Raw genomic sequence first — 25,802 nt, forward strand, 5'->3', positions numbered from 1 at the left:
GCATCGCCAGGGATGAACGACGACGGTTTCGCAATTCGTGTTTTCGACGCGGTCAAGGCGCTTGCCTTTATCGGTGACCTCAGCATGGGCCAGCCGACCGACCACTCGTCGCGCACGGCGTGGCTCGCGGCCCGGCTGGCCCACGCGTCCGGTCTCGACGAATCCAGCCGCACCGCGGCGGTGGAGGCTTCGCTGTTGCGCTGGTCCGGTTGCACCGCGAATGCGTCGGGATTCACCGATGTGCTCGGCGACGATGTCGCGGGGCGAGAGGCCATGCTGGCGCTGCGACCCGACTGGGCAGGACCGCTTGAAGCGCTCGGCGGGGTGAGTGTCGCTCTGACGCCCCTGACTCAGATCCATTGCGAGGTGTCCAGCGAAGTCGCGCGGATCATGGGACTCGAGCGTGAGACCGAGGCCACCCTGCGGCACATCTTCGAGAAGTGGGACGGCAGCGGCATGCCAGACCGGTTGGCCGGCGCTGCGGTGCCGGATGCCGTATTCGTGGTGTGGCTGGCAGGCGACCTGGAAATATTCAGCCGTGTCTACGGACTCGAGCGTGCGCTCAAATCGATCGCCCACCAGGCCAACGCGCGCTATCCGCAGCGTTTGGCGATGATCGTCATCGGGCAGGCGTCGCAATGGCTGGATGCTCTGGAGCATACCGAAGCGGCTCGGGCCGACAACGAGCTGATGACGCCGCAGATGCGCCAGACGACGTCGGCCGAACTCATCGCCGACGTCATCGATCTCAAGCTGCCGTGGATGACGGGGTTCTCGCGCGCAGTCGCGGCGACGGCCGCCACGTGCTGCGAACGGCTCGCGCTCGACGCAGCGGCACAGGACCGCCTCTACTGCGCAGGCCTGATTCACGGCATAGGGCGCGCGGCAGTGCCCAATGCGCTGTGGCAATCGGCGGGACGTCTATCCGCATCCGCGTGGGAAAAGGTACGGCTCGTCCCGTATTGGACCGCGCGCGCGGGCAAGCAGACCGGGGCGCTCGCGCAGGTCGCCGAGCTTGCATCGTACGCATACGAACGGCTCGACGGCTCAGGGTATTTTCGAGGCGTGAGCGGCGAAGCGTTGACCCTCGAGGCGCGTATTCTCGCCGCGTCAGTGGCGTGGGTCGCCCTGCGCTCCCTGCGGCCCTGGCGCGACGCCATGCCGGCGGACGAAGGAGAGAAGGTGTTACGCGCGGAAGCGGACCAAGGACGATTCGATAGCGATGTCGTCGACGCGTTGATCGTTTCCAGGCCTACGTCACGTGGCGCCACCCGCTCGCGGCAGCAGGCGGCGAGTCTGTCGGCGCGTGAAACGGACGTGCTACGTGCGATCAGCCTCGGTGCGAGCAACAAGGAGATCGCGCGCGAACTGGCGCTGAGTCCGAGCACGGTGCGCACCCATGTCGAAAGCATGTTTCGCAAGCTCGGCTGCTCCACGCGCGCTGCGGCGACACTGAAGGGCTCGACCATGGGGCTGCTGTGAGCGGGCTGGCGGCCGATCAGCCATTTCCTAAAGGCTGGTGGTACTGGCGCGCCCACGGCCACCGCATACTCCAATAGTCGATAAGACTCACGACGCCCGCAACTCACGGACCCCCTTACCTATCCGCCGCCGAAGTAGCGTCCGCAATGTGACGCCGTCTGCGTAGCCGACCTGCTCGGCGATGCGATCCACGCTGTCCTTGCTCGTTTTCAGCAAATGAACGGCGCGCTCGACCCGCAGATCCTGTATGTACTCGACGGGCGTTTTACCGAGCACTTCATTCAGACGCCGCGTCAACGTTCGCGTGGACGTCGCCAATGCGTCCGCGACGTCGTCAAGGGCGATGGCCGTGTCGAGGTGTTCGCGCACCCAGCGGTCGAAACGCTCGACGAGCGGGTCCGAATGGGCCAGGTGATCGGAGATCGCAAAGGCCGACTGCGAGGGTCGCGAATCGAATACGAGGTACTTGCCCACCAACGCCGCAAGCTCCGGGCTGTTGTTGCGGATCAGCCAGAGCGCCAGGTCGAGATGGCTCAGGGCGGCCCCTGCCGTCACTGTGTCGCCGCTGGGAACGACGATGCGATGCACATCCAGGTGAACGTGCGGGTAACGTTGCCGGAACACCGGCGAGAGCCACCAGGTGGTGGTGGCTTCGCCCCCGTCGAGCAAGCCGCTTTCGGCCAGCACGAAGGTACCCGTGCAGGCAGCTCCGATACGGGCGCCGGCATGGTGCCACGAGCGCAATGCAGCTAGCGCTTCGATCACGTCGGCCCGGCCGAGCGAAGGCACGAGCAGGTCCGTCGTCGTCCTGTTGAGCGCGGGTACGACGACCCAGTCCGGGGCGGGCGCATCTCTCATATCGCGGACGGGAACCTGCAGCCCAAGCGCGGTGCGCACCTCTGGCCGCATCCCTACAACGGTGATATCGAAGCCCGGTGTTGCCATCCCCGTCGCGCGCGAGTTCGTTGGCCGTCGTCAAGGCGTCGAGCACCGTGGTGAGGCCGGTGTCGAACACCCCCTCGAGCGCGAGGACATATATTCGCATGGCGGGATTGATACCAAAATTGTCGATTGAGACAGTATTCTCCGAGGCGCTCCATTTGTAAAGTTTGGCTCACCGGGTGAATGGATCACGCGGAACTGGAGAGCAAAGATGATCAAGAAAGCGCTATTCGTACGACTTGAAGCCAAGCCGGGCAAGGAGCAGGCGGTCGCAGACTTCCTCGACGCTGGCCTGGAACTCACGAATCGGGAGGCGACCACACCGATCTGGTTCGCCCTCAGACTGTCACCTACGACGTTCGGCGTCTTCGACGCCTTTGCGAGCGAAGAGGATCGCCACGCACACCTGCACGGGAGCATGGCCGGCGCCCTGATGGCTCGGGTCGACGAGATGCTTGCGAGCCCTCCGTCGGTCGAACCGATCGACGTTCTGGCTATGAAGAACAGGCTGCAGTGATTCGCGGTTAGCCATCACCGATCAATCCTCGTCCGTCAAGCGCGATTGCGCGAAACGACGGCACTTAGGTACAACCTTGGAGCTTTAAATGTCTGCACTGCAAAACAAACTGGCCATTGCCGCCCTGATTGCCCTTGGCACCACGATGGCGCACGCCGAGGCGAAGGCGGCCTCGAAAGATGTCGTCATTGTCCACGGCGCACTGGTGGATGGTTCCGGCTGGCGGGCCGTCCACGACCTCCTGGTCAAGGATGGTTACCATGTGGCGATCGTGCAAGAACCGCTCACGGGCCTCGCCGAGGACGTCGATGCGGCCAGGCGCGTCATTGATCAGCAGCAGGGCCCGGTGGTGCTGGTCGGTCACAGCTACGGCGGCTCCGTAATCACGGAGGCAGGTGCGGACCCGAAGGTCAGCTCGCTCGTCTATGTGGCCGCACTGCAACCCGATGCCGGCGAAGCCAGCGGTCAGCTTTTGCAAAAGTTCGCCGCGCCCAACGATGCGATGCGAGCGACGCCGGATAAGTATTTCTTCCTCCCGCCTGCGAAGTTTCGTGAGAACTTCGCAGCCGACGTTTCGCCCTCGGACGCGCAATTCCTGGCGGACTCGCAGGACCAACTCGCCGAGAAAGCATTAGGCGCGCCGGTCTCCGTGGCGGCATGGCGAAGCAAGCCCAGCTACGCCATCCTGACTACACAGGATCACATGGTGAGCCCTCAGCTTCAGCGCTGGATGTATGAGCGCTCGGGTGCCAAGGTGACCGAGGTGAGCGCAAGCCACGCTGTCTTTGTCTCTCAGCCAGCCACGGTCGCGCGAGTGATTGAGGCTGCGGCGAAGTCGACGAACTGACCGGTGATCGTCTCGATGGGGTACCTGTCAGGTTTGCGCCGACGGCCGACAACGTCGCCAGTCGGTGCGCCCCATCACAGATAGCCACGATGGTTCTCAAAACGCGTCAATCGCAGGTGCGTGCCACTCAGTTCGGCACATGACCACAACCCGTCACGGATGTCCTCACCATGCTATTACTGATCCTTGCCTACCTCGGCGGTGCATTGACAATCCTGAGTCCGTGCATCCTGCCGGTGCTACCTTTCGTATTTTCGCGAGCAGATCGCCCGTTCGCGCGCAATGGACTGCCGATGCTAGTGGGCATGGCGCTGACCTTTGCCGTGGTCGCCACGCTGGCCGCGGTCGGCGGCGGCTGGGCCGTCCGCGCCAACCAGTATGGCCGCTTTGTCGCCCTCGCAGTGCTCGCCGTGCTTGGCCTGACCTTGCTCTCGGAGCGCGTCGCCGCATGGATCACCCGTCCGTTCGTGGTGCTTGGCAACCAGCTCACCGAGCGCACCGGCAGCGAGGACGATTCGGTACTCTCGGCGGCTGCGTTGGGCGTGGCGACGGGGCTGTTATGGGCGCCCTGCGCGGGCCCGATCCTGGGCCTGTTGCTCACCGGTGCGGCCCTCAAAGGCGCCAGCGTGCAGACAACGTTGTTGCTCCTCACTTACGCGGCGGGCGCGGCGACTTCGCTCGCGCTGGCGCTGCTGATTGGCGGACGCGTCTTCGGCTTGATGAAGCGCTCGCTGGGCGCGGGCGAATGGGTGCGCCGCGCCCTTGGCGTGCTGGTACTGGCGGGTGTGGCCACCATCGCGCTGGGGCTGGATACCGGGCTGCTGACACGCGTGTCGCTGGCCAGCATGGGCGGCATCGAACAGAAGCTGATCGACGCGGCGCGTCCTGCGCCTCTCGTGCAGATCGCCGTGAAGGCCGGCGATACGCTGCCGGTGGAAGGCGATTTGCCGGCGCTCGATGGCGCCACCCAGTGGCTCAACAGCCCACCGCTGACGCCGCAGTCACTGCGCGGCAAGGTGGTGCTGGTCGACTTCTGGACCTACTCCTGCATCAACTGCATCCGTTCTCTGCCGTACGTGCGTGCCTGGGCTGACAAGTACAAGGATTACGGCCTGGTGGTGCTCGGCGTGCACGCTCCCGAGTTCGCGTTCGAGAAGGATCCGGGCAACGTCGCCCACGCCGTGAAGGACCTGGGCGTGAACTACCCTGTCGCACTCGACAACGATTACGCCATCTGGAAGGCCTTCAGCAATGAGTACTGGCCTGCGCATTACTTCATCGACCCGCAGGGGCATATTCGTCACCACCGTTTCGGCGAGGGCGACTACAAGCAAAGCGAGGACGTGATCCGCCGGCTACTCGCCGAAGCCGGCCAGAAGGATCTGCCTGACGGCTACGTGCTACCGATCGCGCGCGGCGTGCAGGCCGCTGCTGGCTCGGGCGATGCCAATCGCTCGCCGGAAACCTACGTGGGCTACGCACGCGCACAGAACTTCGCCGGTGGGCCGGTGGCGCAGGACGCGACTGCCACGTATCACGCGGCCCAGACCCTGAAGGTCAACCAGTGGTCGCTCGACGGGCGCTGGTTGGTGGGCGACGAAACTGCGCGGCTTGACAGCCCTGACGGACGCATTGTTTATCGCTTCCGTGGCCGTGACTTGCATATGGTGCTGGGGCCCGGCGGCGACGGCCAGCCCGTGCGCTTTCGCGTGCTGATCGACGGCAAGGCACCGGGCGCCGACCGCGGCACGGACATCGATGTGAATGGCAACGGCACGGTCACCGGGCAGCGTCTTTACCAGCTCGTGAGGCAGGCCAACGGCAGCAGCGAACGCACCTTCGAAATCACGTTTCTCGACCGTGGCGTGGTGGCTTACGCGTTCACGTTCGGGTGAGCCCGACCTTCGGCGCGGGAAGCGCCTGATTTCCCACCGTCACACTGTAACCGCCTCCCCAGAGGGCGGAAACTTCGCCGCCTCGCAGCATCCACAAGCGCTCGCCCGAAGTTCGCGCGAGCTTTCTGTCGCTGGAGTCGTCAACCGAAATCGCGCCTTGGCGATTCGGCGTGCGCGCTCTATACGAAGCCCTTGCAAAACGTCTTGCGCTTGCCCGCGCCATGGGGCCGGTAAGCGATGCGTAAATCAGCGAACGGGCCGACGAGGCTTCCATTCCACCCACGTTAGCGAGTTCGCCCGCCCCCTCGCCGGGCTGCCGCTCCAGCACCGAAAATGACCAGGTCCTGGACGGCACAGCAACCGGATCGATTTGCACTCACCGCGCCAGAGGATGCGGCGAGTGCGCGGACGCTCGCGCGCCCGGCGCCGCGGCCGCCTCATCTCCCGGCTCCGCGGACAGATCGCGCTTGAAAGTCTCTGCGAGGAAAAACGCGCACACCAGGCTCAGCAATCCTGTCGCCGCGATATAGATCGAAATGGGCAACGTCTGGCCAAACGTCGCGAACAGATAGGTGGCGATCAATGGCGTCGGTCCCGACGTGATGATGCCGGCGATCTGATACGGCAGCGAAGCACCTGTATAACGCACCCGGGTCCCGAACAGTTCCGCGAACCACGTCGATTGCACGCCGTACACCGACGCCTGGCTCAACGCGATGCCGCAGACGTACGCCACGAAAATCAAAGTCGTATTGCGTGTCTCGAGCAACGGGAAGAACGCGAATCCATAGATTGCCACGAATACCGCGCCGAGCATGAAGACGGTCCGGCGTCCAATAGCGTCCGACAGCTTGCCGAACAGCGGCAGCGTGAACAGCGCAACCATGCAGCCCACAATGATGGCGTTCAGCAGCAGTCCGCGCGACAAGCCGAGCCGCGTCGTTCCGTACACCAGCACGAACACGTTGATCACGTTGAAGGTGATGTCGACCGCGAAGCGCGTGCCGATCGTCAGCACGAGGTCTTTCGGATGCCGGCGCAGCAATTCGATCAGCGGCGCTTTCACGACCTGCCGGCTCGCCTTGATCTGTTCGAATACCGGCGACTCCATGACGCGCAGGCGGATGAACAGGCCGATCGCGATCAGCGCGACGCTCAGCAGGAACGGCAGGCGCCATCCCCAAGAATAGAACGCCTCCGACGGCAGACTCGAGACGGCTTTGAACACGGCGGTCGAGAGCATCAATCCGAGCGGCACGCCCAATTGCGGGAACGCGCCGAAGAAACCGCGTTTTCTGGCCGGTGCCGTTTCGACCACCATCAGCACCGCGCCGCCCCATTCGCCGCCGACGCCGAGCCCTTGCAGGAAGCGCATCGCCACCAGCAGCATCGGCGCCCAGACGCCGATCGAGGCGTAGGTCGGCAGCAGGCCGATCACGAAGGTGCCGACGCCCATGATCGTCAGCGTCGCGACGAGCGTCGCCTTACGTCCGATGCGATCGCCGAAGTGCCCGAAAAACACGGCGCCGAAGGGCCGGGCGAGATAGCCGACCGCAAAACTTCCGAATGCCGCGATGGTGCCGACCATCGGATCGAACGAGGGAAAGAACAGCTTGGCGAAGACCAGCGCCGAAGCGGTGGCATAGAGAAAAAAGTCGTACCACTCGATGGCGGTCCCGACCACCGAGGCGACCAGCACACGGTTGACGGCCGACCGGCTGATAACCGGCGCGTTGCCGGATGAAATGGGCGATGTTTTCACGTCTCCTCCCTTCTCTGGGAATCTATGTTTTGAACTGCTGCGTGTCGGCGGCGCGGGGCCGCCCGCACGTTACGATCAGTTCACTGTGCTCACCAGTGCAGTTCCATCGGGAAATGGTCGAGCGTTTCGACGCCGCCCGAGGTCAACCGCACGATACGTTCCGTGCGCAGGCCGCCGACGTTCGGCACCGTGATCGTCGCCTTCAGCGTAAAGACCATGTTTTCCTGCAGCACGGTCCTGTTGCCCGGCCCGATCCACGGCGCTTCTTCTTCCGGGTCCATGCCGGTGCCGTGACCGGTGCCATGGCCGCGCGCTTCGCTCGAGTATTGCTCGTAGTTCGACTTCACCAGCGCCTGCTGGATCACCGCGTTCAACTCCATGGCCGCCATGCCGGGACGCGCGGCGGCCAGCCCCGCTTCGACCGCGCGCGCCGCTGCCGCGACGATCGCCATCTTCTCGGGATTCGCCGATCCGTAGGTAAAACCGCGTCCGCCGTCGGCCACGTACCCACGATAACGCGCACCGATGTCGGTCATGATGAGGTCGCCCGGTTGCAGGATGCGGTCGGTGGGGCGCGCCAGGTTATACGCCGAGCGCGGACCGGATTGCACCATCGAATCGAACGCGGTCCGGTCCGCGCCTCCCGCGAGCATCGCGCGGTCGGCGATTAAAGCGAGTTCGCGCTCGGTGTAGGGACGGCCGTCGGCGAGCGCGTCGCGAATCGCGGCCATCGCCGAATCGGTCAGGGCCGCGGCTTTGCGCATCAGCGCGACCTCCGCCTCGCTCTTGATCGCCTTGATTTCGGCCAGCACCATCGTCGGTTCGAGCTTCAGTTCGCCGAGACCGGCGTTCAGGCGCTGCAACAGGTCAGCGGGGATATAGGCGGCGCCAGCGAGGCCGACCGTGCCGCTGCGGTGCCGCGCAGAAAAGGCCTGCACCTGTTGCGTGACTTCACGCAGACTGCGCACCTCGAAGGCGGTCACGCTCGTCGCGTAGTCGAAGCATTGATCCGACACGAACAGCACGGGGTCGCCGTCCACCGGCAGCAGCAGGATCGCATTGGCAATGTCCGATACGCCGTCGAGCGGACGGAACTCGGTGAAGTAGCCGATGTTCGCGCCACGCCAGCAATCGCCGAATGCAAGCAGGCCGACCAGGCCCGTCTTGTCGAGCGCGCTGCGGACCTTGGCGACGCGGCCGAGGAATTCGTCGGTGGTGATGCCTTCCGGCGGGATGTCTGCAGTACGAATGTTCATTACCTCTTCGCCTCCTGTGCGGCTGCCTGCGCGGATGCTGGATGCAGCCGGTCTCGATGCCCATGATGGGAAACCGCCCGTCTTGAAATGCAGGGCGACTGCTGCATAGTAGGATTGTTCGATATGCTTTTATAATGAAAAATAACGCAAGATCTATATCGATACGGAATACGTGGAGGCGACATCGTGAGCTCGGCACCTCATGCGGACGACGGCGCGGGGGCCATCGCGCCGGGCCGCTTCGACCCCACGCGCCTGAAGACGCGCCAATTGGCCCTGATCGTTCAGCTCGACACCCATCGCTCGGTATTGCGCGCGGCGGACGCCGCGCACATGACCCAACCCGGCGCAACCAAGTTGCTGCGGGAACTGGAAGAGACGATGGGTGTGCCATTGTTCGAACGCCATCCGCGCGGTGTCGAGCCGACCTGGTACGGCGAGGTGCTGATCCGCCATGCGCGCAGCGTGCTGGCGGAGCTGCAGCACGCGTACGACGAAGTGTCCGCGCTCAAAGCCGGGCTGACCGGGCAGGCGATGATCGGCACCGAGGTCACGGCGGCCACCAACCTCGTGCCGCAGGCCGTGGCGCTACTCAAGAAGCGCTTTCCGCAGATTCGCGTCAACATCGAGATGGAGTTCAGCGAGGTGCTGGTGCAGCGTTTGCAGGAAGGCAAGCTGGATATGGTCGTCGCGCGAATCCGCAATCCGGACGATCTGGCGGAACTGCACTACGCCCCGCTCGCAGAAGCTCAGCACGCGCTGTTCGCGCGCGTTGGCCATCCGCTCGCCAGGCGTAAGGCTCTCAGTTGGAACGAACTGGCGCCGCAAACGTGGATCCTGCCGCCGAAGGGCAACGTGATGCGTAATCAGTTCACACAACTTTTTCTCGAACGGCAGCTCGCGTTGCCAACGGATGTGGTCGAGAGCTCATCGCTGCCTGTCATCACGAGTCTGCTGCAGATCAGCGATATGATCGCGCCGCTTGCGCGCGAGCCGGTGCGCCCGTATTGCATTGCCGGCGCGCTCGAACCGCTGCCGTTCGAGCTCGATCTGAAGCTCGGGCCGGCGGGCATCGTCACACGGCGCGGGGACAGGCTCTCACCGGGTGCGCGGGCGATGCTGCAAGCGCTGCGCGAGGCCGCCGGATTCGATACCGGAGCCCCCGACGCCGACAACGACTGACTTACCTCGACGGGACTCAGCGCAGGCCGTCCACGGCGAAGGTGCGCTTGGCGGTGGATTTCCTGCGCCAGCAGTTGAGCGATGGACCGCTCGCCTTGCGGCGCCTGTGGTGAAATCGGTTCCGCTTACAAGGCGTCACAGCCCACCGCGTTGCCCGCCATCTCCCGGACCGCCTTGGCGCCTTCGACCCGCAGCAGTTCCGGCAACGACACGCCGTTTTTCGCGGCCGTCAATTCGGCCAGTATCGACAGGGCGATCTCCGGCGGCGTCCGGCTGCCGATGTAGATGCCCACCGGTCCGTGCAGGCGCGCGAGTTCTTCATCGCTGAGATCGAACTCCTTCAAGCGCTTGCGCCGCGCCCCGTTATTGCGACGCGAACCGAGCGCACCCACGTAGAACGCGGGCGTTTTCAGCGCTTCCATCAGCGCGAGATCGTCGAGCTTCGGATCGTGCGTCAGCGCGATCACCGCAGAGCGTTCGTCGAGCTTCATGTCCATCACGGTGTCGTCGGGCATGGCGCGAACGACGGTTGTGCCGGGCACGTTCCACTCGTCCGTATATTCGTCGCGCGGATCGCATACCGTGACCTGATAATCGAGCCCCACCGCGATGCTGCACAGATAGCGCGACAACTGTCCCGCGCCGATCACCAGCATCCGGTAACGGGGCCCATGGATGCTCAGCAGCGTCGTCCCGTCGAACAGAAGGCCGTCCGTCGCCTGCGCGGGTTCGAGGCGCGCAGCCCCCGTCGCCATGTCGAGCGTGCGCGCGACGAGCCTGCCTGCCTGCACCGCTGCACACAGCCCGGCGATACCGCTCGCGAGCGTCAACGGCTCCAGCACGAGCTGAATGGTGCCGCCGCAAGGCAGGCCGAAGCGATGCGCCTCCTGCGCGCTGACGCCGTACTTCAGCACCTGCGGACTTGCCTGTTCGATGCCTCGCTGCCGCACGCGATCGATCAGATCGTCTTCGATGCATCCGCCCGACACCGACCCGACCACCTGCCCATCGGCGCGCACCGCGAGCATCGCGCCCACGGGACGCGGCGATGATCCCCATGTCTTCACGACCGTCACCAGCAGCACGCGATGCCCGTCTGCCAGCCATCGCGCGCTGCTTTTCAGGACTTCGAGATCCACGCTATCCATTGACTCGCCTCCCTGCCCTTCACCGCAACGGCGCGATACCTTCCGCCACGCCGGCCGGCAGGCAGATGTGCTTCAACTCGGTGAAGTCCGCCAGCGCATCGTAGCCGTGCAGCCGACCCAGTCCGCTTTGGCGATACCCGCCCGTTTCGGCTTCGGCGAAAAGCTTGTTGTGGTCGTTGATCCACACCGTGCCGTTGCGCAGCGCACGCGCGACGCGCAATGCGCGCGCTCCGTCGTGCGTCCATACGCTCGCCGAGAGACCGAAGACCGTGTCGTTGGCTTTCTCGATCGCTTCCATTTCGTTCTCAAAGACTTCCAGCGTGACGAACGGGCCAAATATCTCGTCCTGGCAAAAGAACGCCTTCGGATCGTCATGCTCGACGAGCGTCGGCGACAGAAACGCGTGCCCCGAGCAAGTGCCTCGCAGCAGCACACGCTCGGCCGTTCCGCACGCGCGCTCGATCGTCCGTGCCACCGCATCGCGCGTCGTGCCGTCGATGAGCGCGCCGATATCCGTCGCCGGATCGATGCCCGGTCCGACCCACAGCGACGCAAGCGCCGACGCGAGGTGCTCGCGCATTTGCGCAGCGCGCGACGCATGAACCAGCACCCGGCGAGCCGCCGTGCATTGCTGCCCGGAGATGATCGTCGCAGCGCGCGCGAGACGCGGCGCGATCGCCGCGACATCGGCATCGTCGAAGACGACGCAGCATGACTTGCCGCCAAGTTCGAGCGACAGCTTCTTCATGCTGTCGGCAGCGGCCGCCATGATCTTCTTGCCCGTCGCCGTCGATCCCGTGAAGCTCACCACGTCGACGCCGTGCGAATCGACGAGCCGCTGGCTGGCCGCGTATCCGCGTTCGTTGACGAGGTTCACCGCGCCTTCAGGCAACGCCGTGTGTTCGAAGCAGCGCAACATCGCGGCCGTGAGCAGCGACGTTTGCGCCGCCGGTTTGACGATCACCGTGCAGCCGGCCGCGAGAGCGGGCGCGAGCGAGCGCACGAGCAGCACGGCGGGCGCATTCCAAGGCACGATGATCGCGGCGACGCCGGCCGCTTCGCGCAGCATCGTCGATATCGTGCCCGGTTCCGGTTCGAGCACGTGCCCGACAATATGGCGCGCGAGCCCCGCGTAATAGCGCACCTCCGATATCGCGCCGGCAATCTCGCCGCGCGATTGCGCGATCGCCTTGCCGTTTTCGCGCGTGAGCAGCGTCGCGAGCATGTCGCGTTCGGCTTCGAGCGCCGAAGCCCAGCCGAGCAGCACGTCCTGGCGCAAGCGCGCGTCCTGCGCCCATGTCGTGCGATCGAACGCGTGGCGAGCGGCGGCGATGGCGGCATCGGCTTCGCTCGATCCGCCGTCGGCGAACCGGCCGATGGCCTCGCCCGTCGCGGGATCGATGCTGTCGATGTCGGGCGTGCCGGTCCATTCGCCGGCAATCCAGTGTCGTGCGTTCATGAAGATCGTTCCTTGATAGTGTGTGAGGGCTCGTCGCCCGACAGGCTCGACGCGCGGTGCAACTCCTCGCCGATGATCCCGATCAGTGCTTCCGCCGCCGCGCTCAACGGGCGGCGCGGATGATTCACGCAGACGATGTGCCGCACGATGCGAGGCGCCAGAATCGGGTACGCGCGCAACGTGCCGTGCCGCGCGGCGCGCTCGACGACGATGCGCGGCAAAATCGTCGCAAAGCGCGTGTGCTCGACGAGCTTGAGAATCGTCGAAAGCACGTCGATCTCGAAGCGGGGCGCGAGCAGCACGTCCTCGTGTTGCGCGGCGCTGTCGAGCACGCCGCGCAGGCCATGACGTTTGGTGGGCAGCACGAGTTCCAGTTCGGGCAATTGCGCGAGTTCGATTGCATGCGGCAAGTCGGGGCCATGCGCGGCGCTGGTGGCTAGCACCATCTCTTCGTCGAGCAGCGGGCGCGAGTCGAGCGACAAGCGCGCGCGCGGCTTGTTGATGAGCGCGGCATCGAGTTGCCCGCCCGCCACCCAGTCGATGAAGGTCGCGCTGTAGCCATCGGCGACGGTGACTTCGACATCGGGGTAACGCGCGTGAAAGCGCGACAGCGAATCCGCGAGCACGCTTTCCGTCACCGATGCGATCAGCCCGATGCCGACATGCCCCGTCACCACTTCATCGCGCTGCACGAGTTGCTGCCGTGCGTGGGCAAGGTCACGCACGATCGGTAAAAACAGGCGGTACATCAGCCGTCCCGCGGCGGTCGGCGCCATGCCGTGCGCGCCGCGCTCGAACAGCTGTTGATGCAGTTCGTCCTCGAGCTTGGCGATCTGCATGCTCAGGGCCGGTTGCACGATGTTCAGCCGCTTCGCGGCACGGGTGACCGAGCCGTCCTCGAATAGTGCGATGAAGTACTGGATTTGCTTGAGATCCATGTTCCCCTCAGGGCATCAGCGATGCTAATGGGGCGCGGTGACATTATCACCCTGCGTTCCTCGACGGTGCAGGGCCCCTTTTGGTAGTGCGCCCTTCAGTACGGGCGTGCGTGAGCGGTCTATTGATACGTAACTGTAAGACCGCTGTCATCCGGGCTAACACCGATATAACGACGAATGATTCGTCGCATCAGTAAACAGTATTAGATGTTATGACGCGATCTCGCTACGCTTCATCCCAATGCGCTTGCTACGGTAGCGCGCACAGATGGAGACGCTGATGAACACACGCGATGCCGCAACGCACGGCAATCCCTCATTCACCTGGGCACGAGATCACGCCGACACCGGCTCGCTGTCGCTGCGCGACTGGCTCGCGCATCTCGCGAAAACCGGCCGGGTCGCGACGATCGACAAGCCCGTCGCGCTCGAGCACGAACTCGCCGCCATTGCAAAGCGCCTCGACGGCGAACAAGCTGCGTTTTTCACGCAGCCGCACGGACATGGGATTCCCGTCGTGAGCGGCTTCATGTCGAAGCGCGCGTGGATCGCCGAAGCGATGGGCGTCGATGAATCGGCGTTGCTCGCGCGTTTTTCCGCTGCGGCCGCGGCGCCGCTCGCATCGAAACTGATTCAACGTGAAGACGCGCCCTGTCAGCAGGTGGTGCATACGAGCGGCATCGATCTCCACGCGCTGCTGCCCATTCCCACGCACAGCGAACACGACAACGGCCCGTACATCACCGCCGGTCTCGTGATCGCGCGCAATCCGCGCACCGGCGTGCAGAACGTCTCGATCAACCGCATTCAGGTGCACGGCCCCGATCGCATGGCGATCCTGCTGCTGCCGCGTCATCTCTACGCGTTCCATCGCGACGCGGAAGCCGCGGGCGATGCGCTCGACGTCGCCATCGCGATCGGCGTCGATCCTCTGACGATGCTCGCGTCGCAAGCGATCACGCCGATCGATCACGACGAACTCGAAATCGCAGGCGCGCTGCACGGTGCGCCGCTGCCGGTCGCGCGATGCGTGACGAACGGCGTGCACGTGCCGGCGTTCGCGGAGATCGTCATCGAAGGGCGCATTCTGCCGAACGTGCGCGAGCCGGAAGGTCCGTTCGGCGAATTTCCGAAGTACTACAGCGCGAAGGAAGCACGCGAAGTGATCGAAGTGACGGCCCTCACGCACCGGCGCGATCCGATCTTTCATACGATCGTGCCCGCCGAAATGGAGCATCTGCTGCTCGGCGCGATTCCGCGTGAAGCCACGTTGCTCGCGCATCTTCAGCGCAGTCATCCCGCCGTCAAGGATGTGCATCTGTCGGTGGGTGGCGTGTGCCGCTATCACCTGTGGGTGCAATTCGACAAGAAGCGCGAAGGCGAAGCGAAGAACGTCATTCTGTGCGCGTTCGGCGCGCATTACGACATCAAGCAGGTCGTCGTCGTCGATACCGATGTGAACGTGCACGATCCCGCCGAAATCGAATGGGCCATCGCGACGCGCTTCCAGGCAGACCGCGATCTCGTCGTGATAGCGGGCGCGCAAGGATCGCCGCTCGATCCGTCGACGACGGTCGGTCAGCCCGACGATGCGCCGGCGCATCTGCAAGGCGTCAGCGCGAAGATGGGTCTCGATGCGACGCGCCCCGTCGTCTACCCCGCGCATGTGTTCACGCGCGTGCGCATACCGGGCCAAGACACGGTCGACCTGCAAGCACTCGTCACCGCCGACAACAGCGCGTTCGACGCCTATCTGTCACGCGATCATGGCTGAACGAAAGAAACGCATCGTCGTCGGCATTTCGGGCGCAAGCGGCGCGGTGATCGGCGTGCGTTTGCTCGCCGCGTTGCGCCGGCTCGGCACGCACGAGACGCATCTGATCGTGTCGTCGTCGGGCGCGGTGACGGCCGCCCAGGAACTCGGCCTCGCGCGCAGTGACCTCGAAGCCGCTGCCGATGTCGTGCACAACGTGCGCGATATCGGCGCGGCCGTGGCAAGCGGATCGTTTCTGACCGAAGGCATGGTGATCGCGCCATGCTCGATGAAAACGCTCGCGGGCGTCGCGAACGGCTTCGCGGACAACCTGCTGACGCGCGCCGCCGATGTGATGCTCAAGGAGCGCCGCCGCCTCGTGCTGGTCGCGCGCGAAACCCCGCTCAATCTCGCGCATCTGCGCAACATGACGCTCGCCACGCAAATGGGCGCGATCGTGATGCCGCCGGTGCCCGCGTTCTACGCGCATCCGCAGACTATCGACGACGTGGTCGACCACACCGTCGGGCGCATTCTCGATCTGTTCGAGATCGAGCACGACGAGATTGCGCGCCGCTGGAGCGGTCTAGCCGATGAATTCGGCGGCCGCGCCGCACGTGAGGAGTAAGGTCATGAATCAGCGCGAAACCGCATTCGCCGACATGGACGCGCGCGTCGCCGGCAACGAGGTGCGCGAAGCGAGCGCACCGCGGCGTCACATCGGGCGCTCGATGCAGCGCCTCGAAGACCCGGCGATCCTGACGGGCCGTGGCCGCTATGGCGACGACATCGCTGTCAAGCCGGGCACGCTGCACGCCGCGATTCTGCGTTCGCCGCACGCGCACGCGGACCTCCTGTCGATCGATACGCAAGCCGCGTCGAAACTCGCGGGCGTGCGTGCCGTGCTCACGCGCGACGATTTGCGTCCGTGGTCGCGACCGTTCGTCGTCGGCGTGAAATCGCCGATGGAACAGTGGGCGCTCGCGATGGACCGTGTGCGCTACGTCGGCGAGCCGGTCGCGGTCGTGATGGCCGAATCGCGTGCGCTCGCGGAAGACGCGCTCGATCTCATCAAGGTCGACTACGCGATGCTCGATCCCGTGACCTCGATCGAACAGGCCGCGAAGGATGACGCGCCGGTGCTGCACGAACGCGTCGGCAGCAACGTCATCAGCGACCGGCATTTCCGCTACGGCGAGCCCGAAGCGGCCTTCGAGCGCGCGCCGCATCGCGTGAAGCTGGTCGCGCATTATCCGCGCAACACCTGCGCGCCGATCGAGTGCGGCGTGGTCATCGCCGAGTATCTTTCGGGCGAAGAAGGCTACGACGTCACGTCCAATTTCATGGGGCCGTTCTCGCTGCACGCCGTCATGGCGATGGCGTTGAACGTGCCTGCCAATCGGCTGCGTCATAAGGCCCCGCGCGATTCCGGCGGCAGCTTCGGCGTGAAGCAGGCGGTGTTTCCGTATGTCGTGCTGATGTGCCTCGCGTCGCGCAAGGCCGGCGCGCCGGTGAAGTGGGTCGAGGATCGGCTCGAACACTTGAGCGCGGCGACATCGGCGACGGCGCGTGTTTCAACCATAGAAGCGGCAGTCGAAGCCGATGGCCGGATCGTCGCGCTGTCTTACGATCAGTTGGAAGACGTCGGCGGCTACGTGCGCGCGCCCGAGCCGGCGACGTTCTACCGGATGCACGGCTGCCTGACGGGCGCATACGCGATCCCGAATCTGCTCGTGCGCAATCGCGTCGTGCTGACGAACAAGACGCCGACGGGGCTGGTGCGCGGCTTCGGCGGCCCGCAGGTGTACTTCGCGCTGGAGCGGCTGATCCAGCGTATCGCGATCGAACTGAAGCTCGATGTGCTCGACGTGTATCGCCGCAACTTCGTTCCCGCCGATGCGTTCCCGTATCGCGCAGCGGCGGGCGCCCTGCTCGATTCGGGCAACTATCAGAAAGCGCTGCGCCGTTCACTCGACGAAGGCGGATACCGGGAACTCGTTGCGCGCCGCGACGCCGCGCGCAACGAAGGGCGGCTGTATGGCATCGGCTTCGCGGCGATCGTCGAGCCTTCGGTATCGAACATGGGCTACATCACGACCGTGATGCCAGCCGACGCACGCAAAAAAACCGGGCCGAAGAACGGCGCGATCGCGAGCGCGACCGTCAGCGTCGATCTGCTCGGCGGCGTGGTCGTCACGATCGCATCGACGCCTGCGGGCCAGGGCCACATGACCGTGTGCGCGCAAGTTGTCGCCGATGTGCTCGGGCTCGATCCGAAGGACATCGTCGTCAACGTCGAATTCGATACGCACAAGGACGCCTGGTCCGTCGCGGCAGGCAATTATTCGAGCCGCTTCGCGGGCGCGGTGGCGGGCACGGTGCATCTCGCCGCGACGCGCGTGCGCGACAAGCTCGCCCGCGTGCTCGCGAAGCAGTTCAACTGCGCGCCCGGCGACGTGCGCTTCGAAGGCGCGCGCGTCTTTCCGCACGACGCCGAAGACCGCGCGCTGCCGTTCGCGCGTGCCGCGAGCAATGCGGCGCACTGGGCGCCCGCGCTCCTGCCCGAAGGCGAAGAGCCGGGCCTGCGCGAAACCGTGTTCTGGTCGCCGCCGCACATGGATGCGCCCGACGAACAGGACCGCATCAATACCTCGGCGGCATACGGCTTCGCGTTCGACATGTGCGGGGTCGAAGTGGATCGCGCGACGGGACGCGTGTGCATCGACCGGTATGTGACCGTGCACGACGCCGGCACCCTCCTCAATCCCGCACTCGCCGATGGCCAGATTCGCGGCGCGTTCGCGCAAGGCCTCGGCGCGGCGCTCATGGAAGAGTTCCGCTACGGCGCGGACGGCAGCTTCCAGTCCGGCACGCTCGCCGACTATCTGATGCCGACCACCTGCGAAGTGCCCGATCCGCTGATCGTGCATCTGGAGACGCCTTCGCCGTTCACGCCGCTTGGCGCGAAGGGTCTCGGCGAAGGCAACAACATGAGCACGCCGCCGTGCATTGCGAATGCGGTGGCGGACGCGCTCGGCGTCGAAGAGATTCGCCTGCCGCTCACGCCGCCCCGAGTGATGGCGATGATCGGCATGGACGATCCCGAACCGTCGCGGCCGGAATATCGCGAGGCGCCCGCCGCGAAGCCGGCGACGCCAGGCGGCGGTCGCGCACTGACGGCGCAGGGCGCGGTCGACCTGCCCGCGACACCCGAAGCCGTGTTCGCCGTGCTGCTCGATCCGAAGGCACTCGCTAAGGTCATTCCCGGCTGTCACGCGCTCGAAGAGACGGCGCCGAACCAGTATCGCGCGGACGTGACCGTCGGCGTCGGCATGATCAAGGCGCGTTTCGAGGCGCGCATCGGCTTGTCGGAGATCGATGCGCCGCGCCGCCTGCGACTCGCTGGCGCGGGCATCTCGCCGCTCGGCAGCGCGCGCGGCAGCGGTCTCGTCGAACTGACGCCGCAAGGCGCTGGCACGCGGCTCACCTACGACTACGAAGCACAGGTATCAGGCAAGGTTGCGGCGGTCGGCGGCCGGATGCTCGAAGGCGCAGCGAAGGTCGTGCTCAAGCAGTTGTTCGAATCGCTCGGACGGCAGGCGGCGGGCGAGCCCGTGCAAGCGCACGGATCGTGGATCGCAAGACTCCTTGCACGTTTCAGGAGACACGCATGAAGCCCGCACCCTTCGATTACCTGCGCGCGATGACCGCGCAAGACGCGCTCGACGCGCTCGCGCAATACGGCGAGGACGCCCGCGTGCTGGCGGGCGGCCAGTCGCTGATGGCCGTGCTCAATATGCGGCTCGCACAGCCGAAGGTGCTCGTCGATATCTCGCGCACCGCCGAACTCGATGCCGTGCGCGTGGACAAGCAGGCGCGGCATCTCGTGGTGAACGCCGCGGCGACGCAAGGCAGCGTCGAATGGCGCAGCACGCTCAGCGACGAAGCGCCGCTGCTCGCGATGGCCTTCCCGCATATCTCGCACTTTCAGATTCGCAATCGCGGAACCGTATGCGGATCGATCGCGCATGCGGACCCGAGCGCTGAGTTGCCGCTCGTGCTTGCGGCGCTCGGCGGTGACGTGATCCTGCGCTCACGAAAGAGGCGCCGCACGCTCGCGGCGCAGGACTTCTTTCAGGGAATGCTGATGACCGCGCGCGAGCCCGACGAACTCGTCGAAGCCGTGCGCTTCCCGCTGCGCAAGGAAGGCGAGCGCTATGCATTCGCGGAATTTTCCGCGCGGCACGGCGATTTCGCGATCGTCGCGTGCGCGGCCGTGGTCACCGACGAGTCGATCCGCATTGCTGTCGGCGGCGTCGCGGACCGGCCAGTGACGGAGCGATGGCCGCGTCTGGGAGGCGACGACCTGCGCGGCGCACTGAACGATTTGAGCTGGAAACTGAACGCGCAGGACGAAGCGCACATCAGCGCGAAATATCGCCGGAATCTGGTCCGGCAACTCGGATGGCGCGTGATCGAGGAGGCAAAGTGAGCAAGATGTCGGACACCATCATGCGGCACGGCGAAGTGCGGCGCATCGCGCTGACGCTGAACGGCCGCGAACGAAGCGGCTATTGCGAGCCGCGCGAACTGCTGTCGGACTTCATCCGGCACGAACTCGGCGCGACGGGCACGCACGTCGGCTGCGAACATGGCGTGTGCGGTGCATGTACGGTGCAGGTCGATGGCGTCGCGGCGCGCTCGTGCCTGATGCTCGCGGTGCAGGCCGATGGGCGGCGTATCGATACCGTCGAAGGCCTTGCGCCCGATCAGACGCTTGGCGACCTGCAGCAGGCGTTCCAGCGGCATCACGCGCTGCAATGCGGCTTTTGCACGGCTGGCATTCTGATGTCGTGCGCGGATTATCTGCGGCGCGTGCCCGATCCTTCCGAAGAGCAAGTGCGCGAGATGCTCTCGGGTCATATCTGCCGCTGTACGGGCTACACGCCCATCGTGGCCGCGGTGCTCGACGTGGCGGCGCGCCGCCGGGCCGAGGCAAGCGCGAAGGAGGCCGAACATGCTTGACCTCGGACGCACGTTCCTGCAAAGCGTCGAGCGCAGTCCGAACGCGCTCGCGCTCGTCGATGGCGATGTGCAACTGACGTACGCGCAGTGGCATCGCATGATCCTGAATGTCGCCGATGGCCTGCGCGAGCTCGGCCTGGAACGCGGCGACCGGCTGCTCGTCGTGCTGCAAAACCGCTGGGAAATGGCGACGCTGCATTGGGCCGGACAGTTCGCGGGCATCGTGATCGTGCCGCTCAACTGGCGCGCGAAGCCGGAAGAAGTCGACTACTGCGTGACCGACGCGGGGGCGAAGGCGATCGTCTACGAACCCGTCAGCGCCGATTCCGTCGCGCAGAGCGCCGCCGCGCAAAAAGTGCCGCGCGTCGCACTCGACGATGCGCTCGGCCGCACCACCACCTTCGATGCGCTCATCGTCGAACGAACGCGCAGCGGCGACGTGACCGACACGACGCACGCCACCGCGGACGACATCTCGCTGATCCTCTACACGTCCGGCACGACGGGCAAAGGCAAGGGCGTGCCGCGCCGACATCGGCATGAACGCGCGGGCGCGCTCGCGCACGTCGCGCAGAACCTCTACAGGCGCGGCGAACGCACGCTCGGCGTGATGCCGCTCTATCACACGATGGGCGTGCGCTCGCTGCTCGCGATGGCGCTCGTCGATGGCCTGTTCGTCTGCGTGCGGCGCTGGAACGCGAAGCTCGCGCTCGAATGCATCTCGAAGCACGCGCTCACCTGCCTCTATCTCGTGCCGACGCTCTATCACGATCTGCTCGCCGACAGCGCGTTCGCGAGCACGGACACGTCGTCGGTCAGAAAGCTCGGCTTCGCCGGCGCACCGATGAACGACGGCCTGCTCAAGCGCCTTTCGGCCGCGTTCGAGCCGGAGCTCTTCGTCAATCACTACGGCTCGTCCGAGGTCTACACGTTCAGCATCGACCAGGACGCGACGAAGAAACCGGGCAGCGCGGGCCGCGCGGGCATCAATACGCGGCTGCGCGTCGTGAAGCTCGATGCGCTCTCGCCCAACGAGATCGCCGAAGCCGGCGAAGAAGGACAGATCATCGTGGACCTGCTCGGCGACGAAGCCTTCGAAGGCTACTGGAATCGTCCGGACGCGAATGCGAAGTGCCTGCGCGAGGGCTGGTACTTCACCGGGGACACGGGCTATCTCGACCGCGACGGCGATCTGTATGTGACGGGCCGCGTCGACGACATGATCATCAGCGGCGGAGAAAACATCTCACCGGTGGACATCGAATCGGTGCTTTCGCTGCATCCCGCCGTCGATGAAGTCGCGGTCGCGGGCATCAAGGACGAGCGCTGGGGGCAACGTGTGGTCGCATTCATCAAGCGCCGCGAGTACGTCGATGCCGACTCGCTCGATGCATGGTGCCGTCAGTCGGACCTCGTCAACTTCAAGCGTCCGCGCGATTACGTGTTCGTCGACGACATCCCGAAGTCGCCCGTCGGCAAGATCCTGCGCCGCAAGCTGCAAGCGGGCGAGTACACGCCCGATTCACACGCCCTGCCCGCGCAATCTACAGCAACCACCAAGGAGTAACCCACAATGAGTGATCTCAACCATCGCGGCCAGACGCTGCTGCAAGACCTCGACGGCTTCTCGGTCGAAATCGACGCGCAGCGCGAGCGCGCCGACATCATCCTGCATCGGCCGCCGTTCAACGTCATTTCGATGCACGCACGCGATCAATTGCGCGCCGTGTTCGAAGCCCTGGACAAGGACGACCGCGTGCGCGTGATCGTCGTGCGCGCGAAGGGCGAGCATTTTTCGAGCGGCGGCGACATCAAGGGCTTTCTGGAAGCATCGCCGGAACACGTGTCGAAGCTCGCGTGGAATATCGCGGCGCCCGCGCGCTGCTCGAAGCCGGTGATTGCGGCCAATCGCGGCTTCTGCTTCGGCGTGGGCTTCGAGTTGTCGCTGGCGTGCGATTTCCGGATCGTCACCGATACGACCTTCTATGCGCTGCCGGAGCAGAAGCTCGGCCAGATTCCCGGCTCGGGCGGTTCGGCGCGTTTGCAGTCGATGGTCGGCATCGGCCGCACGAAGGACATCGTGATGCGCTCGCGCCGCATTCCCGGCGAGCAGGCGTACGAGTGGGGCATCGCGGTCGAATTCGTCGCGGACGCCGAACTCGAAGCGGCGACGGACGCGCTCGTCGACGAACTGCGCGCATTCTCGCCGCTCGCGCAACGCACCGCGAAGAAGCTCTTGAACGATTCGGAAGATGCGCCCTTGTCGATCGCGATCGAACTCGAAGGCCATTGCTATAGCCGTCTGCGCTCGTCGGACGATTTCCGCGAAGGCGTCGAAGCGTTTCATGGCAAGCGCAAGCCGGTGTTTCGCGGCAGCTGATACCTGACACGCCGCGCGGCGGACGAGACAAGAGGAGACAACGCGATGAATCGCTTCGACTACGTGATCGTAGGCGGCGGCTCGGCCGGATGCGTGCTCGCGCATCGGCTGTCGGCCGAGCCGCGGGTGCGCGTCGCGCTGATCGAGGCGGGCGCCGATACGCCGCCGGGCGCGGTGCCCGCGGCGATTCTCGACAGCTATCCGATGCCCGTCTTCTGCGGCGACGCGTACATCTGGCCCGATCTGAAAGCGAAGGCCACACAGCACGCCGCGCCGCGCGTCTACGAACAGGGCCGCGTGATGGGCGGCGGCTCGAGCATCAACGTGCAATCGGCCAATCGCGGCCTGCCGCGCGACTACGACGAATGGGCTGCGAACGGCGCCGAAGGCTGGTCGTGGCGCGATGTGCTGCCGTACTTTCGCAAGCTCGAACGCGACGTGAACTTTCCCGGCGGCGAATTGCACGGCAGCGACGGACCGGTGCCGATCCGCCGGATCATGCCGAAGGACTGGCCGGCGTTCTGCCATGCATTCGCGCAGGGTTTGCGCGCGAACGGCTTCGCGGAACTTCAGGATCAGAACGGCGAATTCGGCGACGGCTTCTTTCCGGGCGCGTTCTCGAACATCGACGACAAGCGCGTGTCGACAGCCATCGCGTATCTCGACGAAGCCACGCGCAAGCGTCCGAACCTCAGCATCTATTCGAATCTGCGTGTCGAACGCATCGTGATGACAGGTGCGACGGCCCGCGGTGTCGTCGCGATCGCGGCGAACGGCGAGCGCGTGGGTTTCGATGCGGGCGAGGTGGTGCTGAGCGCGGGCGCGTTGCAGTCGCCCGCGATGCTGATGCGCGCCGGTATCGGCGATGCGCGCCAACTCGTGGCGATGGGTATTCCGTGTGTGGCCGACGTGCCGGGCGTCGGACGCAATCTGCAGGATCATCCGTCGCTCACCTTCTGTCATTTTCTCGAGCCGCGCTTTCGCATGCCGCTCGCGCGCCGCCGCGCGAGCATGATGGCCGCGCGCATGAGTTCGGGCGTCGCGGGCTGCGACGAGTCGGACCTGTATTTGTCGAGCGCGACGCGCGCCGCGTGGCATGCGCTCGGCAACCGGCTCAGCCTCTTTTTCCTCTGGTGCAACCGGCCGTATTCGCGAGGCCGCGTGCAACTGGCATCGCCCGATGCGGCCGTTGCGCCGCGCGTCGATCTGAATCTGCTCGACGACGAACGTGATTTGCAGCGGCTCGCCGCCGGCGTGCGGACGCTGGCGCGCGTCGTCGACGCATCCGGTCTTGGCCGCGATTCACGTGACTTCTTCCCGGCCGCGTTCTCACCGCGCGTGAAGGCGCTGAGCAAGGTCGGTGAAGGCAATGCGCTTCTGACTTCGATCCTCGGCGTGCTGCTCGATACGCCCGCGCCGCTGCGGCGTCTGCTGATCGAACGCTTCTTCACGCGCGGTCTGCAGATGACTTCGCTGCTCCGCGACGAGCGCGCGCTCGCCGATTTCATCCGCGCGAACGTGTTCGGCGTGTGGCATGCGAGCGGCACGTGCCGCATGGGCGGCGCGCAGGACCGCGACGCGGTCACCGATACCGAAGGCCGCGTGCGAGGCACGCGCGGGCTGCGCGTCGTGGATGCATCGCTGATGCCGCGACTGCCATCGGCGAATACGAACATACCGACCATCATGATCGCCGAGAAGATCGCCGATGCGATGGTCGCCCAGCGACGGGCGAGCGTGGCATCGCCGTTCGCCTCCGCGCACTGACGATTTTTCAACCTCGACAAGAGCGCGCATCCAACAAAGCGCGCCTGTGACACAAAGGAGATGCAAATGTCTGTAGCAGCGCAAGACGGGGCCACCGTGCTTTCGGTCAATCAGCGCCAGGTGATGGGCGCTGTGATGGCTTCATGCTTCGGCTGGGCCCTCGACCTGTTCGACCTGTTCGTATTGTTGTATGTCGCGCCGGTTGTCGGGCGTCTGTTCTTTCCGTCCGAACATGCGATGCTCTCGCTCGCGGCGGTGTACGCGTCCTTCGCGGTGACGCTGCTGATGCGCCCGCTCGGTTCCGCGCTGTTCGGCTCCTATGCCGACCGTCATGGCCGCAAGGGTGCGATGATCGTCGCGGTCGTCGGCGTCGGGCTTTCGACGGCGGCCTTCGGCGCGCTGCCGACGGTCGCCCAGGTCGGGCTCGTGGCTCCGGTCCTGTTTCTGCTGCTGCGTCTCGTGCAGGGCGTGTTCGTCGGCGGCGTGGTGGCGTCGACGCATACGATCGGCACCGAATCCGTCGCGCCGAAGTATCGCGGCGCGGTGTCCGGTCTCATCGGTGGGGGCGGGGCCGGGCTCGGCGCGTTGCTCGCATCGCTCACGTATCTGGCGATGTCCGCGGTCTTTCCCGGCGATGCGTTCGACGCCTGGGGCTGGCGTTGCATGTTCTTCACAGGCATCCTGAGTTCGGTGCTCGGTCTGTTCGTGTTCAACGGTCTGGAAGAATCGCCGCTCTGGAAGAAGCTCGCCGCGGAAAAAGCTGCGAAAGCCGCTGAACAGAAGAAGATCGTCAACGCCGACAACGCGCGCTCGCCGATCCGCACGCTGTTCTCGCGGGAATATCGCGGCGTGCTGTTCGTCAATCTGCTGCTGACTATCGGCGGCGGCAGCGGCTACTACCTCACATCAGGCTATCTGCCGACCTTCCTGAAAGTCGTGAGTCATGCGCCGAACGGCGCCGCCGCCGCGATCCTGATGATCTGCAGCGTGGCCGTGGTGATCGCATCGGTCGCGGCAGGGCACGTCAGTACGTTCATCGGACGCAAGGGCGCGTTTATCTGGATCGGCATCATCCGGCTCATCGCGATGCCAGCGCTGTTCCTGCTGCTGCCGACAGCGCAAAGCATCACGATGGTCGGCGTCTACGCGGTGCTGCTTTCCGCGCTCGGCAGCGCCGGCTATGCGCCCGTGCTGATTTTCCTGAACGAACGCTTCCCGACCGCGATCCGCGCGACCGGCACGGGTCTGTCGTGGAACATCGGCTTCGCGATCGGCGGAATGATGCCGACCTTCGTTTCCCTCGTCGCGAAGGACGCGGGCCAGTTGCCGTCGACGCTCGCGATCTTCGTCGGTGCGATCAGCGTGATCTTTCTCGTGGGCGCGTTCGTGGTGCCCGAGACGCTCGGCAAGCTCGAAGGCGGTTCCGCGCGCAGTCGATCCTGAGTCATT

The 25,802-nt window shown here is 65.4% G+C and carries 19 protein-coding genes and 1 pseudogene; 14 read left to right on the forward strand and 6 right to left on the reverse strand.

What is annotated here, in order from left to right; genetic code table 11:
- Positions 1-12 precede the first annotated feature (12 nt).
- Positions 13-1,482 carry an HD domain-containing phosphohydrolase gene (locus QFZ91_RS03680; RefSeq protein WP_429566277.1) on the forward strand — a complete coding sequence of 490 codons (1,470 nt, stop codon included), beginning with the start codon at positions 13-15 and terminating at the stop codon, positions 1,480-1,482.
- 87 nt (positions 1,483-1,569) lie between these two features.
- On the opposite strand, the pseudogene QFZ91_RS03685 reads toward QFZ91_RS03680, so the two are convergent.
- Positions 1,570-2,527 (reverse strand): annotated as a pseudogene (locus tag QFZ91_RS03685) (GlxA family transcriptional regulator).
- A 108-nt stretch (positions 2,528-2,635) separates the two neighbouring features.
- Here QFZ91_RS03685 and QFZ91_RS03690 point away from each other — a divergent pair.
- From QFZ91_RS03690 to QFZ91_RS03700, 3 genes are all read left to right on the forward strand, one after another.
- Positions 2,636-2,941 carry a putative quinol monooxygenase gene (locus QFZ91_RS03690; protein ID WP_429566278.1) on the forward strand — a complete coding sequence of 102 codons (306 nt, stop codon included), beginning with the start codon at positions 2,636-2,638 and terminating at the stop codon, positions 2,939-2,941.
- Between the two features lie 88 nt (positions 2,942-3,029).
- Positions 3,030-3,788 carry an alpha/beta fold hydrolase gene (locus tag QFZ91_RS03695; protein WP_429566279.1) on the forward strand — a complete coding sequence of 253 codons (759 nt, stop codon included), beginning with the start codon at positions 3,030-3,032 and terminating at the stop codon, positions 3,786-3,788.
- A 170-nt stretch (positions 3,789-3,958) separates the two neighbouring features.
- Positions 3,959-5,683: a cytochrome c biogenesis protein DipZ gene (locus QFZ91_RS03700; RefSeq protein WP_429566280.1), complete on the forward strand. Its 1,725-nt coding sequence runs from the start codon at positions 3,959-3,961 to the stop codon at positions 5,681-5,683.
- Between the two features lie 376 nt (positions 5,684-6,059).
- Here the strand turns inward: QFZ91_RS03700 and QFZ91_RS03705 are convergent, their stop codons facing one another.
- The gene (locus tag QFZ91_RS03705) at positions 6,060-7,445 is read right to left on the reverse strand and encodes an MFS transporter (protein ID WP_429566281.1); all 1,386 of its coding nucleotides are present in this window, start codon (positions 7,443-7,445) and stop codon (positions 6,060-6,062) included.
- Positions 7,446-7,534: 89 nt separating this feature from the next.
- A complete protein-coding gene (locus QFZ91_RS03710) occupies positions 7,535-8,701 on the reverse strand; it encodes a M24 family metallopeptidase (RefSeq protein WP_429566282.1) in 1,167 nt (388 codons plus the stop codon).
- Between the two features lie 186 nt (positions 8,702-8,887).
- Here QFZ91_RS03710 and QFZ91_RS03715 point away from each other — a divergent pair, with 186 nt between their 5' ends.
- A complete protein-coding gene (locus QFZ91_RS03715; protein WP_429566283.1) occupies positions 8,888-9,883 on the forward strand; it encodes a LysR substrate-binding domain-containing protein in 996 nt (331 codons plus the stop codon).
- 125 nt (positions 9,884-10,008) lie between these two features.
- Here the strand turns inward: QFZ91_RS03715 and QFZ91_RS03720 are convergent, their stop codons facing one another.
- Genes QFZ91_RS03720 through QFZ91_RS03730 form a run of 3 tightly spaced genes read right to left on the reverse strand, consistent with a single transcriptional unit; the run spans position 10,009 to position 13,428 of the window.
- Positions 10,009-11,031: an XdhC family protein gene (locus QFZ91_RS03720; protein ID WP_429566284.1), complete on the reverse strand. Its 1,023-nt coding sequence runs from the start codon at positions 11,029-11,031 to the stop codon at positions 10,009-10,011.
- A 19-nt stretch (positions 11,032-11,050) separates the two neighbouring features.
- Positions 11,051-12,490, reverse strand: coding sequence for an aldehyde dehydrogenase family protein (locus tag QFZ91_RS03725; RefSeq protein WP_429566285.1), 1,440 nt, complete (start codon positions 12,488-12,490; stop codon positions 11,051-11,053).
- On the reverse strand, positions 12,487-13,428 hold the full coding sequence (locus tag QFZ91_RS03730) for a LysR family transcriptional regulator (protein ID WP_176383241.1): 942 nt from the start codon (positions 13,426-13,428) through the stop codon (positions 12,487-12,489). The genes QFZ91_RS03725 and QFZ91_RS03730 overlap by 4 nt, the downstream gene beginning before the upstream one ends.
- A gap of 280 nt (positions 13,429-13,708) precedes the next feature.
- Here QFZ91_RS03730 and QFZ91_RS03735 point away from each other — a divergent pair, with 280 nt between their 5' ends.
- From QFZ91_RS03735 to QFZ91_RS03775, 9 genes are all read left to right on the forward strand, one after another.
- Positions 13,709-15,202 carry a UbiD family decarboxylase gene (locus QFZ91_RS03735; protein WP_429566286.1) on the forward strand — a complete coding sequence of 498 codons (1,494 nt, stop codon included), beginning with the start codon at positions 13,709-13,711 and terminating at the stop codon, positions 15,200-15,202.
- On the forward strand, positions 15,195-15,809 hold the full coding sequence (locus tag QFZ91_RS03740) for a UbiX family flavin prenyltransferase (RefSeq protein WP_429566287.1): 615 nt from the start codon (positions 15,195-15,197) through the stop codon (positions 15,807-15,809). The genes QFZ91_RS03735 and QFZ91_RS03740 overlap by 8 nt, the downstream gene beginning before the upstream one ends.
- A 4-nt stretch (positions 15,810-15,813) precedes the next feature.
- Positions 15,814-18,855 (forward strand): xanthine dehydrogenase family protein molybdopterin-binding subunit, encoded by a 3,042-nt coding sequence (locus QFZ91_RS03745; RefSeq protein ID WP_429566288.1) that lies wholly within the window; start codon positions 15,814-15,816, stop codon positions 18,853-18,855.
- A complete protein-coding gene (locus tag QFZ91_RS03750; protein ID WP_429566289.1) occupies positions 18,852-19,673 on the forward strand; it encodes an FAD binding domain-containing protein in 822 nt (273 codons plus the stop codon). Before QFZ91_RS03745 ends, QFZ91_RS03750 begins: the two co-directional genes overlap by 4 nt.
- Positions 19,670-20,206: a (2Fe-2S)-binding protein gene (locus tag QFZ91_RS03755; protein ID WP_176110966.1), complete on the forward strand. Its 537-nt coding sequence runs from the start codon at positions 19,670-19,672 to the stop codon at positions 20,204-20,206. Before QFZ91_RS03750 ends, QFZ91_RS03755 begins: the two co-directional genes overlap by 4 nt.
- Positions 20,199-21,773 (forward strand): AMP-binding protein, encoded by a 1,575-nt coding sequence (locus tag QFZ91_RS03760; RefSeq protein ID WP_429566290.1) that lies wholly within the window; start codon positions 20,199-20,201, stop codon positions 21,771-21,773. The genes QFZ91_RS03755 and QFZ91_RS03760 overlap by 8 nt, the downstream gene beginning before the upstream one ends.
- Positions 21,774-21,779: 6 nt before the next feature.
- Positions 21,780-22,586 carry an enoyl-CoA hydratase/isomerase family protein gene (locus QFZ91_RS03765; protein WP_429566291.1) on the forward strand — a complete coding sequence of 269 codons (807 nt, stop codon included), beginning with the start codon at positions 21,780-21,782 and terminating at the stop codon, positions 22,584-22,586.
- A 45-nt stretch (positions 22,587-22,631) separates the two neighbouring features.
- The gene (locus QFZ91_RS03770; protein WP_429566292.1) at positions 22,632-24,353 is read left to right on the forward strand and encodes a GMC family oxidoreductase; all 1,722 of its coding nucleotides are present in this window, start codon (positions 22,632-22,634) and stop codon (positions 24,351-24,353) included.
- Positions 24,354-24,419: 66 nt separating this feature from the next.
- Positions 24,420-25,796, forward strand: a complete 1,377-nt coding sequence (locus QFZ91_RS03775; RefSeq protein ID WP_176383225.1) for an MFS transporter — start codon at positions 24,420-24,422, stop codon at positions 25,794-25,796.
- The last annotated feature ends 6 nt before the right edge of the window (positions 25,797-25,802 follow it).

This window comes from Paraburkholderia sp. JPY419 (assembly GCF_050435705.1).
In the GTDB taxonomy this organism is placed as follows: domain Bacteria; phylum Pseudomonadota; class Gammaproteobacteria; order Burkholderiales; family Burkholderiaceae; genus Paraburkholderia; species Paraburkholderia youngii.